The 16,559-nt window shown below is 64.1% G+C and carries 14 protein-coding genes and 1 pseudogene; 7 read left to right on the top strand and 8 right to left on the bottom strand.

What is annotated here, in order from left to right; all coding sequences use genetic code 11:
- Window positions 1–15: 15 nt before the first annotated feature.
- The 5 genes from ACVMIH_RS21025 (at window position 16) to arcC (ending at window position 5,051) form a co-directional block, all read left to right on the top strand.
- The gene (locus ACVMIH_RS21025; protein WP_456863207.1) at window positions 16–1,017 is read left to right on the top strand and encodes a DUF2877 domain-containing protein; all 1,002 of its coding nucleotides are present in this window, start codon (window positions 16–18) and stop codon (window positions 1,015–1,017) included.
- 103 nt (window positions 1,018–1,120) lie between these two features.
- The gene (locus ACVMIH_RS21020; protein WP_057017417.1) at window positions 1,121–1,312 is read left to right on the top strand and encodes a hypothetical protein; all 192 of its coding nucleotides are present in this window, start codon (window positions 1,121–1,123) and stop codon (window positions 1,310–1,312) included.
- Between the two features lie 10 nt (window positions 1,313–1,322).
- Window positions 1,323–2,570, top strand: coding sequence for a DUF1116 domain-containing protein (locus ACVMIH_RS21015; protein ID WP_456863204.1), 1,248 nt, complete (start codon window positions 1,323–1,325; stop codon window positions 2,568–2,570).
- Window positions 2,567–4,108, top strand: coding sequence for an acyl-CoA synthetase FdrA (gene fdrA, locus ACVMIH_RS21010; protein WP_076826936.1), 1,542 nt, complete (start codon window positions 2,567–2,569; stop codon window positions 4,106–4,108). Before ACVMIH_RS21015 ends, fdrA begins: the two co-directional genes overlap by 4 nt.
- Window positions 4,092–5,051, top strand: coding sequence for a carbamate kinase (gene arcC, locus ACVMIH_RS21005; protein ID WP_057017420.1), 960 nt, complete (start codon window positions 4,092–4,094; stop codon window positions 5,049–5,051). The genes fdrA and arcC overlap by 17 nt, the downstream gene beginning before the upstream one ends.
- Window positions 5,052–5,177: 126 nt before the next feature.
- Here the strand turns inward: arcC and ACVMIH_RS21000 are convergent.
- The 7 genes and pseudogenes from ACVMIH_RS21000 to ACVMIH_RS20970 form a co-directional block, all read right to left on the bottom strand.
- Window positions 5,178–6,091: pseudogene (locus tag ACVMIH_RS21000) on the bottom strand (sugar-binding protein).
- A 96-nt stretch (window positions 6,092–6,187) separates the two neighbouring features.
- Window positions 6,188–7,270 carry an ABC transporter permease gene (locus tag ACVMIH_RS20995; protein ID WP_057017421.1) on the bottom strand — a complete coding sequence of 361 codons (1,083 nt, stop codon included), beginning with the start codon at window positions 7,268–7,270 and terminating at the stop codon, window positions 6,188–6,190.
- On the bottom strand, window positions 7,270–8,034 hold the full coding sequence (locus tag ACVMIH_RS20990) for an ATP-binding cassette domain-containing protein (protein WP_057017422.1): 765 nt from the start codon (window positions 8,032–8,034) through the stop codon (window positions 7,270–7,272). Before ACVMIH_RS20990 ends, ACVMIH_RS20995 begins: the two co-directional genes overlap by 1 nt.
- A gap of 35 nt (window positions 8,035–8,069) precedes the next feature.
- Window positions 8,070–9,428 (bottom strand): carbohydrate porin, encoded by a 1,359-nt coding sequence (locus tag ACVMIH_RS20985; RefSeq protein ID WP_456863201.1) that lies wholly within the window; start codon window positions 9,426–9,428, stop codon window positions 8,070–8,072.
- Window positions 9,429–9,733: 305 nt separating this feature from the next.
- Window positions 9,734–10,795, bottom strand: a complete 1,062-nt coding sequence (locus tag ACVMIH_RS20980; RefSeq protein ID WP_456863198.1) for an ABC transporter permease — start codon at window positions 10,793–10,795, stop codon at window positions 9,734–9,736.
- The gene (locus ACVMIH_RS20975; protein ID WP_456855363.1) at window positions 10,792–12,318 is read right to left on the bottom strand and encodes a sugar ABC transporter ATP-binding protein; all 1,527 of its coding nucleotides are present in this window, start codon (window positions 12,316–12,318) and stop codon (window positions 10,792–10,794) included. Before ACVMIH_RS20975 ends, ACVMIH_RS20980 begins: the two co-directional genes overlap by 4 nt.
- 64 nt (window positions 12,319–12,382) lie before the next feature.
- Window positions 12,383–13,348, bottom strand: a complete 966-nt coding sequence (locus ACVMIH_RS20970) for a sugar-binding protein (RefSeq protein WP_057017426.1) — start codon at window positions 13,346–13,348, stop codon at window positions 12,383–12,385.
- A gap of 241 nt (window positions 13,349–13,589) precedes the next feature.
- Here ACVMIH_RS20970 and ACVMIH_RS20965 point away from each other — a divergent pair, with 241 nt between their 5' ends.
- Entirely contained in the window at window positions 13,590–14,855 is a 1,266-nt protein-coding gene (locus ACVMIH_RS20965) for an ROK family protein (RefSeq protein WP_057017427.1), read from the top strand.
- 80 nt (window positions 14,856–14,935) lie between these two features.
- Window positions 14,936–15,769 (top strand): SDR family NAD(P)-dependent oxidoreductase, encoded by an 834-nt coding sequence (locus tag ACVMIH_RS20960; protein ID WP_456863195.1) that lies wholly within the window; start codon window positions 14,936–14,938, stop codon window positions 15,767–15,769.
- Here ACVMIH_RS20960 and ACVMIH_RS20955 read toward each other — a convergent pair.
- Window positions 15,692–16,513, bottom strand: a complete 822-nt coding sequence (locus ACVMIH_RS20955; RefSeq protein WP_057017429.1) for a MetQ/NlpA family ABC transporter substrate-binding protein — start codon at window positions 16,511–16,513, stop codon at window positions 15,692–15,694. The two genes, ACVMIH_RS20960 and ACVMIH_RS20955, sit on opposite strands and share 78 nt — an antisense overlap.
- Window positions 16,514–16,559: the final 46 nt, after the last annotated feature.

The following is a 16,559-nucleotide window of genomic DNA, read 5'->3' as shown; positions in this document are numbered from 1 at the left end:
CAGGAGATCGGTGTGATGCGGCTAGGCAATACGTTTCGCGACCTGCCCGGCGCGCCCGTGTCTGAACGATTCGACGGCGGTGCCGTAATCGAGGTCGGCGTGCTTGCGCGCCGCGCGCTGCGCAGCGGACGGCGCGGCCGTATTGCGGCGGTGTTCGAGCGCAGCCTTTATGCGGTGCTCGACGATTGCTGGATCTGCATCGGTGTCAAAGACCTCGGCTCCGGCCCGCTGCATCTTCGGTGCACCGGGATCGAGCCGCGGCTGCTCGTTCCCGGACAAGAGGTTGCGATCGTCGACACGATGCTGCTCGTCGACGGTATGCGGTTTGCCGGTTTCGAGACGGCCTCCGTATGGGCGCCGCCGCCTTCGCCGGAATGGACGCTCGACAGTTTGCGGGCAGGGCTTGCGATGGTCGATCAGGTCTGGCGTCGCTTGCCGGTCGAGCAGGGGCTGGCCGCCTCGGGTGGCGCGGAGCCGCCCACAAGGCCGTCGCGGGTGCTCGCTGCCGCGGCGCCGGCGCTCGCCGCGCTCAAGCAATTGATCGAGGCCGGGCTTCGCGGAGAGCGATGCGTACCGCGTGACTACCCGGAGATCGTCGAATTGATCGGACTTGGTCCCGGGCTCACGCCATCCGGCGACGACTTGATCGGCGGCGCGCTGGTCGCGCTCGCCAGCCTCGGCCGTCTCGCGACGCGCGACGCGCTGTGGAAGACCTGTCGCGCGCATCTCGGCCGGACCAATCAGATCAGTGCCGCCCACCTGCACAGTGCCGTGCTCGGCTTCGCGGCGGCGGCGCTCCATGAAGCCATCGACGCGACGATTGGCGGACGGGTCGATCGTATCAAGTCCGCGGTCGCGGCGCTGTCGCGGATCGGGCAAAGCTCTGGACTGGATGCGTTTGCAGGTGCGCTGATGGTGTTGCGCGCGATCGAGTGCCGGCTGCTCAGCGACAGCGCGCTGCATCATGCCGGCCTCACCGGCAACGGCCCGCCGACGCGATCAATCGCAGGGGCCTAGACGATCATGCGCCGCGACGGGAATTGGACGACTGGTCGCGCGTGTTTGACAAAGTAAAAATTTTCTTACTAAGATCGATGCATCGGATCTCGGGAGGCCGCAAGTGGTGACCAAGCAGGAAGGGACGCCGAGCGGGCGTTTGTTGATGAGCAAGCCAAGCGTGGTGAACGTCGGGCTGGCAGGCTTTGTGAAGGACTTGCGGGACTGCGATATCGAGGTCGTGCAGGTCGACTGGACGCCGCCCGCCGACGGCGATCCCGAAATGGCGGCACTGCTCGCCAAGCTCGGTACGTGAGAGCGCGGCCATGAAGCTGATCGAAGACGCCAACAAGCAGGCGCTGGCCCGCATCCTCGAGGGTGAGCCCAGGCTGATCGATATCGTTCCGGCACGCGACGTGCTGGAAGGGTTGAAGGAACGCATGATCCTTCATGCCGGGCCGCCGATCACCTGGGACCGAATGTGCGGTCCGATGCGTGGCGCGGTGGCAGGCGCCATCGTGTTCGAAGGCTGGGCTCCGGATCTTGAAGCCGCCTTCGAACTCGCGGCCGGCGGCGTCGCCTTCCACCCCAACCATCATTTCGGCGCGGTCGGTCCGATGACCGGCATGACCACGGTCTCCATGCCGGTGTTCGTCGTCGAGAACGTCAAATATGGCAACCGCGCCTACTGCGCCATCAACGAGGGCCTTGGCAAGGTTATGCGCTTCGGCGGCAATGACGATAGCGTGCTGGCCCGCCTCGGCTGGCTGCGTGATGTATTCGGGCCGGTGCTGGCCAGGGCGATCCGCGCGCATGGCGGGATCGACCTGAAGGCGATCATCGCGCGCGGACTCTCGATGGGCGATGAAATGCACCAGCGCAACCTGGCCTGCTCCAGCGTGTTCCTGCGCGAGATCGGGTCGGCGCTGGCGCGCACCTCGACGGACAACGAGGTTCTCGCAAGCTGTATTGGCTTCATCGCGCAGAACGATCAGTTCTTTCTCAACATCGCGATGGCGATGGGCAAAGCGCTGACCGATCCCGCCAGCGGGATTCGCGGTTCGACGGTGGTGACCGCGATGTGCCGCAACGGAACCGACTTCGGGGTCCGCGTCAGCGGATTGGGCGATCGCTGGTTCACGGCGCCGGTGGAAATGCCGGAAGGGCTCTATTTCCCGGGCTATTCGCGCAAGGATGCCAATCCCGACATGGGCGACTCTGCGATCGTCGAGACGGTCGGGCTTGGTGGCTTCGCGATGGCAGCAGCTCCGGCAGTTGCCGGATTCATCGGCGCCGGGGCGCCGTCGTCGGCGGGCAATTTCACGCGGGCAATGAGTGAAATCACCGTCGGGCAGAATCCGGAATGGACGATCCCCGCGCTCGACTTTGCCGGCGTGCCGACCGGCATCGACGTTCGCCTGGTGGTGGAGACCGGCCTTGCACCGGTCATCAACACCGGCATCGCGCATCGCGAGCCCGGCATCGGCCAGGTCGGCGCCGGCGTGGTGCGGGCGCCGATGGCCTGCTTCCGGCAGGCCGTTCTCGCCATTGCGGAAGATCTGGGGGTGTCATGAGCGCGTTTGTCCTGAACGAAATTCGCAAGGGCTTCTATCTCGACTCGGTGGCGTTGATGCGGTTGTCGCGCGAGATCGCGTCGGCGGCGGGCGTCATCGAAGCCGCGCTGATGATGGGCACGCCGTCCAACCAGGCGATCTTGCGCAACGCCGGATTGCTCGATGGCGAGGTGATCGCGCAGGGCAATGATCTGATCCTCGCGATCAAGGCCGAGAGCGAAGCGGCGGCACGCGTCGCGCTTGCCGAAGCGCAAAAGGCGCTCGATCGCCCCAAGACGAGCAGCACGGGCGAAGCGGCGTGGCGGCCGCGCAGCATTGCCGCGGCCGTCAAGGCCGCACCCGCCGCCAACCTCGCCCTGATCTCCGTTCCCGGCGAGTTCGCCGCGGCAGAAGCGCGCAAGGCGCTGAACCGCGGACTTCATGTCCTGATGTTCAGCGACAATGTCTCGATTGCGGATGAATTGTCGCTGAAGCAGCAGGCGCGCGAAGCGGGCCTCTTGATGATGGGACCGGACTGCGGCACGGCGATCATCGGCGGCGCGCCGCTCGCCTTCGCCAACCGGCTGAAGCGTGGGAGGATCGGGATCATCGGCGCATCGGGGACCGGTACGCAGGAGGTGTCGTGCCTGCTGTCCGAGGCGGGCGAAGGAATTTCCCACGCCATCGGCGTCGGCGGACGGGATTTGAAGAAGGAGATTGGCGGCATCACGACATTGATGGCGATCGACGCCCTCGATGCCGATCCCGAGACCGATCGCGTCGTGCTCATCTCCAAGCCGCCGCATCCGGACGTCGCCAGGGCCGTGCTTGGCCGGATCGGCCGGAGCTCGAAGCCCTACACAGTGTGCTTCATCGGCGCCGCCGCGGCGGACCTGCCGCCAAATGCACGCTTTGCGACTACATTGAGGGAAGCGGCCGAAAAAGTCCTGGGCAACGGCCGGAGCATTGGCGGCAAGTTCGACGCTGCCGCCGTGGCTGCGCGTTTGCCGCCGCGACGCAAGGCGGCGCAGCGGATCGAAGGGCTGTTCGCCGGCGGCACGCTCTGCGCCGAGGCGCAGGTGATCCTTGCCGCGGGCGGTCGCAAGGTGGCATCAAACGCCGCTATTCCCGGCGTCCCGCATTTCGGTGAGCCGGAGGCGCAGGGGAGGGACCGCATTGTCGACCTCGGGGCCGACGAATATACCCAGGGCCGGCCGCATCCGATGATCGATCCCTCGGTGCGCGACGATGCGTTGCGGGCGGCGCTGGCCGATCCCGCGGTCGCCGTCATCCTGCTCGATCTCGTGATCGGATACGGCGCACATGACAATCCGGCAGCGCATCTTGCGGCTGTCGCGGCGGGCCGCGCGGATGACGCGCCGGTCCTGGTTGCGTCAGTGACGGGGACCGAGCTCGATCGCCAAGTGCGTTCGGCGCAGATCAGGCTGCTCGAGGACGCCGGCATCGTGGTGGCGCCGTCGAATGCCCAGGCCTGCGACCTTGCTCTCGCTTTTTCCGTCAACGACGTCAGGATGCCGCGCTATGCGAACACTCAATGAGGTCCCGCGCCGTCTCGTGATCGCGATCGGCGGCAATGCCGTCCACCCCGAAGACATCAGGGGCACCTCGGACGAGCAGAAGGCGGTCGCCCAGCATACGGCCGAGGCGCTGCTGCCGCTCGCCGAACTCGACAACGAACTGGTGATCACCCACGGCAACGGGCCGGTGGTGGGCAAGATCATGATGCGCCAGATGCTGACGATGAGCCGGATCCCGCCGATGTCGATGGACATCTGCGTCGCACACAGCCAAGGTGGCATCGGCTATCTTCTGATGCAGGCGATTGAGAACGTCTTGCGTGCGCATGGCAACGGCCGGCACGTCGCCAGCCTGCTGACCCAGGTCGAGGTCGACGCCAACGATCCCGCCTTCGCCAATCCGACCAAGTTCGTCGGACCGTTTTTCACCGAGCAGGAAGCCCAGCGCATCAGCGCCGAGTTGAACTGGAAAATGCGCGAGGACTCCGGGCGTGGCTGGCGCCATGTCGTGCCGTCTCCGAAACCCAAACATGTCTGCGACATTTCGCTGGTCGACGCGCTGGTCAAGCGCGGCACGATCGTTATCGCAGGCGGCGGCGGCGGTATGCCCGTGATCCGCGACGAACGGGGCGTGCGCACCGGCGTGCCGGCAGTGATCGACAAGGATCTGACCTCGGCCCATATCGCCAACGTGCTTGGCATCGAGGAACTGCTGATCCTGACCGCGGTGCCCCGCGTCGCGATCAATTTTGGCAAGCCCGACAAGAGGGAGCTGGATCAGGTCAGCCTGGCGCAGATCAAGGCCTATCATCGCGAGGGCCATTTTCCGCCGGGAAGCATGGGGCCCAAGGTCGATGCCGCCATCCGCTTTCTCGAAGGTGGTGGAAAGCGCGCGATCATCAGCCATCTTAATTGCGCAATGGGCGCGCTGACCGGCGAGACCGGGACCCACATAGTTCCCTAGCGTTCGTCAAATGCGATGGCGGCACCATTGATGATGGCCGCCGGGATCTGCCCAGCGGGATACCGATGTCGGTCGGCCGCGAGCACGGGCCCGGAACCATGCCGTTCCGCTCGGCTGCCTGCGCGCCTATTTCAGCATCGCCGCGACGTTGTCCTTTGTCACAACGTCGAGACCGGTGTGGATGATCGGCGGCGCCTTCTGGCCTTTCTTGATGGCAAGCAGCGTGTCCATCGCTTTCTCGCCCATTTCGACGGGCGCTGGCCGATCAGCGCATTTGCGTAACCCTCATTCAAAAACTCAAGCTGCATCTTGAGGGTGTCGGCCACGACGAGCGTGAACTTGCCGGCGTCCATGTCCTTCTTGCTCTTGCTGGCGAACGCCTTGAAGCCTTCGGGCGCGAACATCGGCCAGCCACCGACCGGGATGATGGCTGCAAGGTCGGGAGCAGCGGTGCGCAGATCGTTCATCTGCTGAACGCCGAGCGCGGGATCGTCGTTGCAGAAGGTCGGCGAGCCCCCGACCTCGGTCCACTTCGAGCCCTTGAGTGCCTCACGCACGCCGTCGACCCGCTCGGCCAGGTTCTCCGCACCCGGCCCGCCGGAGATCATCGCGTATCTGCCGCCGTCGGGCCGCAGCTTCAGCAATTGCTTGCCGAGCGCGAGGCCGAACTCCTTGTTGTCGGTGCCGATATAGGCAATCCGCTTCGAGCCCGGCGCGTCCGAGTCGAAGGTGATGACGGGAATGCCGGCTGCACTTGCCGCCTCGATCGACTTGGTCATTGCGGCAACGTCGGCAACCGAGATGGCCAAGCCATCCACCTTTTGAGTGACGAAATCCTGGATGATCTGCGCTTGCGTCGCCGGCTCGTGCTCGACAGGACCCTTGTAGATGCATTCGATGTTGCCGAGCTCCTTGGCGCGCGCGAAATCGAAGAACGGGTTGTTCATGGCCTTGGGCACGATCACGAATCTGTAGCTCTGGGCCAGGCCAGGCGTCGCCACCATGGCGAGGACCGCAGCGGCCAGAAGTGCCTTTCTCATTGTTTCCCTCCACATTTCTTATCGTGCCTATCCGTTCAAATCTGCGGCTCCGGGAGGCGGATAGGCGGATATCCATGATCCTCCAGGACGAACTCTTCAGGCCATGCGCGAGCGGAGACGATCGACCAGCACCGCGGCGATGATGATCACGCCCACCAGGGTCTGCTGCCAGTACGAGTTGACCTGCGCGAGCACGAGGCCGTTGCGGATCACCTCGAGCAGCACGCAGCCGACAATGGCTCCGAGCGGGCCGCCGGCGCCGCCCGCGAGATTGGCGCCGCCGATGACAGCTGCCGCAATCACGTTGAGCTCATAGGATGTCGCCATGTTCGCCGGCGCCGATCCCAGCCAGCCCGAGACGATGATGCCCTGCAGACCCGCCGCGAGCGCACAGATCACGTAGATCTCGATCTTCACCCGGACGACCGAGATGCCGGTCAGCGCGGCCGCCTTCTCGTTGCCGCCGACGGCAAAGACGTGGCGGCCGAAACCAGTGTGATGCAGCACGACCGCCATCGCCAGCGCGAGAACCACGAGATAGATGAACGGCGCCGGCATGCCGAACACAACGCCGGATGTCAGCGTGTAGAAATATTCGGCGTCGGGGCCGCCGGGAAAACTGCCGCGGCCGTTGGAGACGACGTAGCCGAGGCCGCGCACGATCGAGAGCATGCCGAGCGTCGTGACGAACGGCGACAGTCCAAGCACCGCGATGCAGAAGCCATTGACGAGGCCGACAATCAGCGCGACGCCGAGCCCCGCCAGAACCGAGACGAGCAGAATCAAGCCCGGCATATTGGCAATCACGGTCTTGCCGTCAGGGGCTAAATGCACGAACCACTCCGCGCCGGGCATGCCCGGTGTCGAGACGTGCGTCATCACCATTGAGGTGGTCATCGCTGAAAAGCACATCACGGAGCCGACCGAGAGATCGATGCCGCCCGTGATGATGACGAAGGTCATGCCGAGCGTGGCGATGGCGATGAAGGAAAAGTTCTTCGCCACATTCTGTATGTTGCCTGCGGTCAGGAAATAGGGGCTGGCGAAGTTCATCAGCACGAACAGCGCCGCCAGCGCCAGCAGGACGTTGCCGGTCTGCGAGGCGAACAGGCCGCTGCGCCACCATCTGGCCTTGCCGACATTGGTGAAGGTGAGGGGAGATTCCAGGGGCGTGGCCATCACGCAGCCTCTTTCGCTCCCGTGATGAGGGAGGTGACTTCCTCGGGGCTGGTGTCGCCGATCGCCTTGTCGGCGCGCTTCTCGCCGCGCCGCATGACGACGACGCGGTCGCAGGCAGCGAACACGTCGGGCATGCGGTGCGAGATCAGCATGACCGCGACGCCCTGTTCCTTCAGGCGATGGATCAGGCCGAGGACCTGCTCGACCTGGCGAACCGAAATCGCGGCGGTCGGCTCGTCCATCATCACCAGCCTGGCGTTGGAGAGCCGCGTCCGCGCGATCGCGACCGCCTGGCGCTGGCCGCCCGACATCTGCTTGACGAGATCGTGCGGGCGGGTCCCCGAGCGCAGCTCGCCGAACAGCTCCAGCGCGCGCGCTGCCATCGCCTTGTGGTCGAGCAAGGCGAATGGACCAAGCATGCGCTTGAGCTCGCGGCCGAGGAAGACATTGGCCGCCGCAGTGAGATTGTCGGCGAGTGCGAGGTCCTGGTAGACCACTTCTATGCCGACCGCACGGGCATCGATCGGACGGGCGAAATGAACCGCCTTGCCGTCAAAGCGGATCTCGCCGCGACTTGGCGGAAAGTTGCCGGCAATGATCTTGACGAGCGTCGACTTGCCGGCGCCGTTGTCGCCCATCAGGCCGACCACCTCGCCGGGCGACACGCGGAGGTCGACGCCATGCAACGCGCGAATGGCGCCGAACTCCTTGCCGATGCCCTTCAACTCCAGGACTGCTTGCCCGGCGTCGTGAGGGGTTACCATGGCTGGCTTTGCTCAAGCATGCTGGCCACCTCCGCTCAGAAGTGCACCAGCGTGCGCAGACCGAGAATCCAGGCGTTGTCGGTCTTCACGCCGGCGGCATTGTACCCGCGCCCGCCAGGATGCATCACATACTGGGCGTCGAACTTCAGGTTCATCCAGCCCGTCGCCTGCCACCCGTACCAGGCTTCGATCGGAACTTCGTTTCCTCCGGCGTTGGGCGTGAGCGCAGCCGTATTCACATGGGTCGTACCGACCGCAAAGCCGACTTCGTCCTCCGGGCGCGAGGCGAACGTTCCGGTGTGCCTGAAGCCGAATGCAATCTGGTAATCCTGGTACGACGTGCGGTGGTCGGCGACGGTCGTATTGAGGAAGGTGTACCAGCCCTGTGCCTTGGGACCCTCAACCGTCAGCCGCTGCAGGATCGATTCATAGACGCCATAACGACCGCGCGAATCTCCGAGACTCTGGTCCGAGACGCCGCCGGTGCCCGGAGAGATCGCAATGATCCCTGGCAGGCCGCCATCAATTGTCGATGCGCTGTCATACCAGCCGCCAAATCTCCAGGTCCCGTTCAACGGACCGCTCGGCGCCCAGACCACCTCGACCGGCACCAGAACGCCCGAGGCGGGGCTAGAGCCGGGGACACCCGGCAGGAAGTAAGTCGCGGAGTCCGACGTCGTCAGGTAGTTCGGGTTGGCGTCGTAGACGCCGACCGAGAGCTGCCATTCCTTGGCGAAGTTGTAGTGCACCACACCGGCCCATTGGCTCACCGGCCAATTGTAGATGTAGCCACCCTGGATGTTGCCGGGCTGGCCGCCGCAGAAGGTCAGGTTGATGAACTCGCAGAGACCAAAGAAGAAGTCGGAGCCGACCGGAAGACGGCCGCCCTTGAGCACAAGGCGATCATCGAACAGCTTCTGCGAGTAGTAGAGTTCGGTCAGGCGAAGAATGCTGCCGCGGCCGAACACTTCGTTGGTCAGCTGCAGCGCCGGAATTCCCGCCTCGTCATTCAGGTTGCGGCCGAAGCGGTCGACCAGCGTGAGGCCAACCGTGCCGCCATGGATGCCGGCAAGTTTTGCCATGTCGAACTTGGCCTGAAAGAAAAGCTGTCCGGCTTGGGTCGCGGTGTTCCTGTTGCCGCCCGACAAATTGCCGACGGCTTCGTCGCCCAGTGTCAGGGCCAGCGAGATCCCTCGCTCCTTTAGTTGCGTCCTGCCGAGATCGCCGAACAGATATGGTCTTGTCCAGAAGTCATCGGTCTCGGTGTAAGGCACCGGCGGAGCCTTCGACATGAGATCGGCCGCATGCGCGCCGCCGCCGCTGAACAGAGATAACAACGCCAACGCCATCCCCACGCCGCACGCCCGCGCGGTGTTTACAGACCTAAGTGACATTTTCTGCACTCCCAGCGTCCCCGGCTTTGTCTATTTTTGTGCCACGTTCCCGCCCAAAGACCTTGCGGGGAACGCGATAGTTTCAATTCATCGCTCTATCAATCAGAGATAGAATGCGCGCACGCAAAGCCCTCCGAGACGGTCGCGAGGGTCTGCCTGCGGCTCACTGGGCCAGGCTTGCTGCGCCAAATTGGATACGAGCGCCGCGAGCTTGATCGATCTTGCGCCTCGAACTCCTTCCCCTCGTTCCTCTACTCAAGCCGCCGCGACCATATTCCCGGTCCGGGTTCTTCCTTTTCGAGTTGTCATGCCTGATCGCCCGTCGTCGTCGGCAACGCAGCTGCGCTATGCTGAGCTGCGCCCTGCAGAATTGTGCTTTCCTTCGATCTTGGCGCAGTGCGGGCGAGGCCTGCCAGCGCGGCTTTGCGCCGTCGACGGGCATGCAATTGCTGATCCGCCAGCACACCGATCAGGATCACGGTCCCCATCACCGCGAAGTTCAGCGAATTGGGAATGCCGAGGATGTTCACAAGGTTCTGCAGCACCTGCAGCAACGCCGTCCCCAGCACGATGCCCAGAATGGAGCCCTCGCCGCCGCGCAGGCTACAGCCGCCGAGGACGGCCGCCGCGATCGCATAGAGTTCGTAGAAGTTGCCGAAGGAACTCGGAGAAACCGAGTTGGTGTAGAACACAAACATCACGGTCGAGACGCCGGCGAGCGCGCCGCTGATGACATAGGCGGTCGCAATCACGAGATTGGTGTTGATGCCGGAGAAGCGCGCCGCTTCCTCGTTCTTGCCCACGGCATAAAGCCAGCGCCCGTAGACCGAGCGGTGCAGCAGTACGCCGAGGATCAGCGCAAGGATGATCAGGAAGATGAAGGTGTTCGGGATGCCCGCAATATTACCGGAGGCGATGTTGCTCAGCGTGCTCGCCTCGTCACCGTAGCCGAAGCCGCGTGTCGAATCGCTGGTGTAATAGCGCGCGGCGCCGCGATAGATCAGCAGGCCGCACAGCGTTACGATGAAGGGCTGCATTTTCAGCCGTGTAATCAGGAAGCCCTGGATGCCGCCCAGCGCAAGCCCGCCCATCAGGACCAGCACCAGCGCGAACGGCCAGGGCACCTGATAGGTCGTCAGCAGGTCGACGAAGATGACGCCGAGTAGCGCGAACATCGAGCCGAGCGAAAGATCGATTCCTCCGGTGATGATGACGAGGCCTTCACCGAGCGCGAACACGCCGAACAGGCCGATCAGATTGGCCATGTTCAGCAGATTCACGACCGACAGGAAGGCCGGATTGATCGCGGCGGTGATGGCGGAGATCACCGCCAGCAGCAAGAATAGGCCGAGTTCCTTCTTCATCATGGCGCAGCGGCCTCCATGGTTTCGAGCGCCTGGCCGACCGCCAGCCTCAACACGTTGTATTCGCTGAACTGGTCGCGCTCGATCACGCCGCTGACACTGCCTTCATGCATCACCGCCACCCGGTCGGAGACGCCGATCACTTCCTCCATGTCCGAGGAGATCATCACGATCGCGACGCCCTGGTCGGCGAGGCTGCGCATCAGCGCGTAGATCTCGCTCTTGGCGCCGACATCGATGCCGCGGGTCGGCTCGTCGAAGAACATCACGCGCGGCTGCATGGAGAGCCACTTGCCCAGCACCACCTTCTGCTGGTTGCCGCCGGAGAGCGTCACGGCTTCGATGTCGATGCTCGGCGCCTTGATGGACAGCCGCCTGGCCTGGTCTTTGGCGATTCTGAGCTCGGCCGCGCCGTTGACCAGCCACATCCGCGCATGATCCAGCAGGCTCGCGAGCGTAATGTTCTCTCGGATCGGCAGTTCCAGCACCAGGCCGGATTTCTTGCGATCCTCCGGCACCAGGTAGATCCCTTGCCTGATCGCGTCACGCGGCGAGGCGACGCCGACCGGGGCGTTGTCGATCCGGATCTCGCCGCCCAGCATCGGATCGACGCCGAACACCGCGCGGGCAAGCGAGGTGCGGCCGGCGCCGACGAGCCCGGCGAGGCCGAGGATCTCGCCGCGCCGCACCGACAGATTGATCTGCCGGTCGGGAAAGGCAGTGGTCACGACGCCGGCGATATCGCAGCCGCCCGGCTGCGGCGTGCAGGACGGCGGTGTATATAGCGCCTTCAGGTCGCGGCCGATCATCAGCCGGATCATGGCGGCGTGGCTGAGCTCGTCGCGCGCCAATTCCCCCACCGTGCGCCCGTCGCGCAGCACCACGACGCGATCGGCGCAGCTCATGATCTCGCCGAGCCGGTGAGAGATGTAGATCACCGAGATGCCGTGCGTCTTCAGGTCGGCGATCACCTCGAGCAGCCGTTCCGTCTCCGAAATCGTCAGGCTGGAGGTCGGTTCGTCCATGATGATGACGCGGGCGTCGATCGAGAGCGCCTTGGCGATCTCCACCATCTGGCGCTCCGCGATCGACAAATTCTCGACCAGCGTGCCCGGCGTGAAATCGGCGCCCAGCCGTTCCAGCAGCGGCATCACGCGGGCGTGCATCTGCACATTGTCCACCAGCTTCAGCGGGCCGCCGGCCAGCTTCTCGCGTCCGATGAAGACATTGGCCGCGACGTCGAGATTCTCGAACAGGTTCAGTTCCTGGTGCACGAAGGCGATGCCACATCGCGTCGCCTCGGTCACCGTCATCCGGGCGTGCTCGGTGCCGCCGATGCGGATCACGCCGGTGCTCGGCGCGATCACGCCGGCCAGCACGCGCATCAGCGTCGATTTGCCGGCGCCGTTCTCGCCGATCAGGCCCAGCACCTCGCCGCGATTGACGCGCAAATTGACGTCGTCGAGCGCCCTGACGCCGGGATAGGTCTTGCTGATTCCGCTGAGTTCCAGCAGCGTTTCCGCCATTCGGCATGTCCTCCTGCACAACGCCCGGCGGCCTGTGGCGGCCGGGCGTTGAAGCCGACTGAAGTTACTTCTTGAGTAGTTCCTTCAGATGTGCGGCGAACTCCGCGACGTTGGTCTTGCTGATCACCTTGGTCGGCACGATCAACTTGCTGTCCTTCGGAATCCAGGACTTGTCACCGTTCAGCGTCCTGATGATGTTGGTGGCGGAGAAATAGCCGAACTCGTAGGGCTGCTGCACGACCGTGGATTCGATCGTGCCGTCGGAAATGCCGCGCAGCGTCCGCTGGTCCTCGTCGAAGCCGACGATCTTGACCTTGCCGGCCTTGCCTGCGGCCTTCACCGCGTCATAGATCAGCGGCGTCTCGTAGCTCCATAGGCCGGACAGCAGCGCGATGTCGGGATATTTGACGAGCACGTTCTCCATGTTCGCCTTGGCCTTGGCGAAGTCCACCTGGTCGGTGAACACGTCGACCAGTTCGACCTTGGTGCCGGCGATCGCTTCCTTGATGCCCTGCACCCGCTCGCGGGCGTTGTCGGCGTCCATCGTTCCGACGAACAGTGCGATCTTGCCGCCGTTCGGCAGCGCCTTCTTGATCTCCTCACCGGCCTGTCGCCCCGCCGCGACGTTGTCGGTGCCGATATAGGCGAGGCGATTGCTCTGCGGCGCGTCGCTGTCCGTGGTGATCAGCACGGTCTTGGCGGCAACCTTGTTAAGTTCTTCGGTTGCATGCGGTGCATCGTCGACCGAGATCGAGATGCCGGCGACGCCGCGCACCAGCAGATCGTCCAGTTCGCGCCGCTGGCCGGCCGCCGTCCCTTCATTGGTGACGATCAATTCGATATTGTAGTCCGGGTGCTCCTTCTGCGCCTTCTCAAGCCCACGGCCCGCGATGGTCCAGAAGTCGGCCGCGACATTGGTCACCAGCGCGATGGTCTTTTTCTGCTGTGCCTGTGCTACCCCCGTCGCCATGGCGAGTGCGGCAGCGCCCGCCATGAGCGGCACGATCAATTTTCTGGTTGAGACATTCATATGCACCTCCCTGTCGACACCCCCGGTGAGGGGATTTCACGCCCGGCGCTTTTTACGCCTTATTTTATTCACGTAACTAATAAATTAGCGCGACAAAATGTCCAGTCAAGGATGATTATGATCACGCCTTCGGCCAATAATAGTATGGAAGTGATGTTTTTCAGTCGCTATCCGCGCTTTTTGACCCACAAACGAGTAGCCTGCGTTGAATAATTTCATCAAGCGAATTAAAAAGCGCAATATGAACGAACAGCCCGAGCCGTTGAGACGTGCTTCGAGCCTGGCCCGCGGATCGAACCCCGGCCGTCTCGTCGAGGTACTGCGACGCCAGGGGCCGTTGCCGCGGGTCGAGCTCGCACGCAGCACGGGCCTGAGCTTCCCCGCCATTTCGGCCATCACGTCGAAGCTGATGGCGGAGGACCTGCTGTGCGAAGCCGAGACAGATGCGGCGACGCTGTGGCCCGACGACGCCGACGAAGAGGACGCGGATGGTGGCCGTCGCCGCGGCCGGCCGGCAGTCCTGCTGACCCTGAATCCCGAATTTGGCCGCATCATCGCGGTCTCGCTGCGCATGAATCTGGTCGAGACACTGATCGCCGATTTCAGCGGCTCCGCCCTGGCGCAATCGCGACTTGAACTCGCGACGCGCGCGCTCGATGCAAGCGCATTATGCGAGCTCGTGATCGCACAGATCGACGCCATGCTTGAGGCGACCGCCACGCCGCGACATCGCTTGCTCGGAATCGGAATGGCGCTGCAGGGCATCGTCGACGGCGATACCGGCCGGCATCTGTGGAGCCCGGCGCTGTCGATCACCGACGTCGATCTTGCCAACCCGATCCGCCAGGCGTTCGGTGTCGAGGTCGTGATGGCGAACGACGCGGTCGCGGTCGCGCTGTCCCTCGCTGCCGCCGAACCCGCACTGGCGCAGGGCCTCACGGCCACGATCATGGTGGGCCACGGCGTCGGCATGGGCATCATTGTCGACGGTGAAGCGCGCTGGGGTGCCGGCGCGGGCAGTGAGATCGGTCATGTCAAATTGGCGCTGAACGGCCCGCAATGCCGCTGCGGTCAGCGCGGCTGCATCGAGGCCCATCTTGCCGACTATGCGCTTTACCGCGATGCCCGCACCTTTCTCGACTTGCCGCCCGCGGCGTCGCAGCAACCGTCCGAGGCGCAGATGGCTCTGTTGCGCGATCGGGCACGGAGCGGCGATTCCCGTCTCGAGCACTTGTTCCAGCAGGCGGGTCACGCGCTTGCCGAAGCGGTCGCCACGACGATATCGGTGCTGCGCCCGCATCATGTCATCCTCGCAGGTCCCGGCCTGCAGGCATTCGACATGATGCGCAGTGTCTATGAGGAGAGGCTCGACCAGGCGGTGCTGCCGTGGCTGCTCAAGTCCACGGCAATATACGTGCGTCCAAGCGAGTCGGCGACCATCGTCGACGGCATGGTGCGGCGGACGCTGCGGGTCGTGGACCGCAGCCTCATGGAGACTACCGAGTGACCTCGGAATCTGTGGCCCCTTTGCCTGAGCCGCAGCAACGCAATCGACGCCCTTCAGGCGCCAAAATCGAGAGGATGCCAATGCAGGGCGCCATCTATCCAAGTCTCAAGGACCGGACCGTACTGGTCACCGGCGGCGGTTCCGGCATCGGCGAGGCGATCGTCCGCCGGTTCATCGGCCAGGGCGCGCGGGTCGGATTCATCGATATCGATCTGACGTCGTCGGAGCAGCTACTGTCCGATCTCGGGGCACAAGCCCGCGTGCACTTCGAACATGCCGATCTGCGCGACATCGGCGCGCTGCGGCGCGCGGTCGCCGGCATCCGCGAGGCGCTCGGGCCGGTCACCATCCTGGTCAACAATGCGGCCCGCGATGATCGTCACGCGATCGAGGACGTCACACCGGAATTCTGGGACGAGCGGATCGCCGTCAACCTGAAGCACCAGTTCTTCAGCGCTCAGGCGGTCGCGCCGGACATGAAGCAGGCAGGGGGCGGTTCGATCGTCAACATCGGCTCGGTGAGCTGGGTGATCGGCCAGGGCAACATGCCCTGCTACACAACGGCCAAATCAGCCGTTCAGGGCCTCACCCGGGCGCTAGCCCGCGATCTCGGGCCGCACAACATACGGGTCAATTCCATCCTGCCCGGATGGATCATGACCCAGCGGCAGCAGGATCTGTGGTTGACGTCTGAAGGCGTGGCCGAGCTGATGCAGCGCCAATGCCTCAAGCGCAAGCTCGTGCCTGATGATATCGCCCGCGTCGTGCTGTTCTTCGCCGCCGATGACAGCGGTGCTTGCACCAACCAGAGCCACATCGTCGATGGTGGCTGTGGTCTAGCGCTTCAGGTAATCCGGCAAGGTAAACCCGTCATAGAAGCGGTCGGACAGGATCGTGGTCTTGAACGTCTGTGATTTGTAGCCGGCGACGATGTCCTGCGCCCACGGCGAGCCCGCATTGGCCTGCTTCACCGCGACCACATTGATATAGGGCGTCGTCATCTTCTCCAGGGCGAATGCATTGGTCAGCTTCAAGCCGCTGTAGATCGCGAAGTTGCCCTGGATGGCGGCGAAATCAACGTCATCGAGCGCGCGCGGCGCCTGTGCCGCTTCCAGCGGCACGATCTTGATGCCGCCGGGGTTCTTGATCACGTCGAGTTCGCTGACATCGACCGGCTTGGAGTCGCGAATCTCGACGAGGCCGAGATCGCGCAGGATCCAGAGCGCACGCTGCAGATTGACGGGATCGTTGGGTACGGCCACGGTCGAGCCGGGCTTGATCGGCGAGCCGACCGGGTGCTTCTTCGAGTAAAGCCCCATCGGGGGTGTCGGGACGTGGACGATGCCGACGAGGTCGGTTTGCTGCCGTTCGTTGTACGAGTTCAGGAAGATCGTGTGCTGCATGACGTTGGCGTCGATCTCGCCCTTGAACACCGCGTTATTGGCTTCCAGCCCGGTCGAAAACTCGACATAGCGGACACGGTAGCCCTTCTTCTCGAGTTCCGGCGCGACGCCAACCTTGAATTCGTCGATGTAGGGGCCCGGCACGAAGCCGACTTTCAGATCGGATTTGGCTGATGTCTCCGCGTGCAGGGCGGCGCCGGTAAGGGCACCGACAATGAGCAGGGTCGAAACGAGCAGGACGCGCGCAGTGGTCATTGAACTCTCAAATCCTTAGGCTGTGGGCAAATAGCGATCCGGCCGA

The sequence above is a fragment of the Bradyrhizobium sp. USDA 4503 genome, assembly GCF_054055815.1.
The sequence above is the reverse complement of the archived record's forward strand: the minus strand, read 5'-3'. Positions and strand labels throughout refer to the sequence as shown.

Coding starts and splice junctions, on each gene's coding strand:
- ACVMIH_RS20975 (WP_456855363.1), bottom strand. CDS start 12,318: ATGGCGGAAACGCTGCTGGAACTCAGCGGAATCAGCAAGACCTATCCC.
- ACVMIH_RS20990 (WP_057017422.1), bottom strand. CDS start 8,034: ATGGTAACCCCTCACGACGCCGGGCAAGCAGTCCTGGAGTTGAAGGGC.
- fdrA (WP_076826936.1), top strand. CDS start 2,567: ATGAGCGCGTTTGTCCTGAACGAAATTCGCAAGGGCTTCTATCTCGAC.
- ACVMIH_RS20955 (WP_057017429.1), bottom strand. CDS start 16,513: ATGACCACTGCGCGCGTCCTGCTCGTTTCGACCCTGCTCATTGTCGGT.
- ACVMIH_RS20985 (WP_456863201.1), bottom strand. CDS start 9,428: ATGTCACTTAGGTCTGTAAACACCGCGCGGGCGTGCGGCGTGGGGATG.
- ACVMIH_RS20960 (WP_456863195.1), top strand. CDS start 14,936: ATGCAGGGCGCCATCTATCCAAGTCTCAAGGACCGGACCGTACTGGTC.
- ACVMIH_RS20965 (WP_057017427.1), top strand. CDS start 13,590: ATGAACGAACAGCCCGAGCCGTTGAGACGTGCTTCGAGCCTGGCCCGC.
- ACVMIH_RS21015 (WP_456863204.1), top strand. CDS start 1,323: ATGAAGCTGATCGAAGACGCCAACAAGCAGGCGCTGGCCCGCATCCTC.
- ACVMIH_RS20995 (WP_057017421.1), bottom strand. CDS start 7,270: ATGGCCACGCCCCTGGAATCTCCCCTCACCTTCACCAATGTCGGCAAG.
- ACVMIH_RS21025 (WP_456863207.1), top strand. CDS start 16: ATGCGGCTAGGCAATACGTTTCGCGACCTGCCCGGCGCGCCCGTGTCT.
- ACVMIH_RS20970 (WP_057017426.1), bottom strand. CDS start 13,348: ATGAATGTCTCAACCAGAAAATTGATCGTGCCGCTCATGGCGGGCGCT.
- arcC (WP_057017420.1), top strand. CDS start 4,092: ATGCGAACACTCAATGAGGTCCCGCGCCGTCTCGTGATCGCGATCGGC.
- ACVMIH_RS20980 (WP_456863198.1), bottom strand. CDS start 10,795: ATGATGAAGAAGGAACTCGGCCTATTCTTGCTGCTGGCGGTGATCTCC.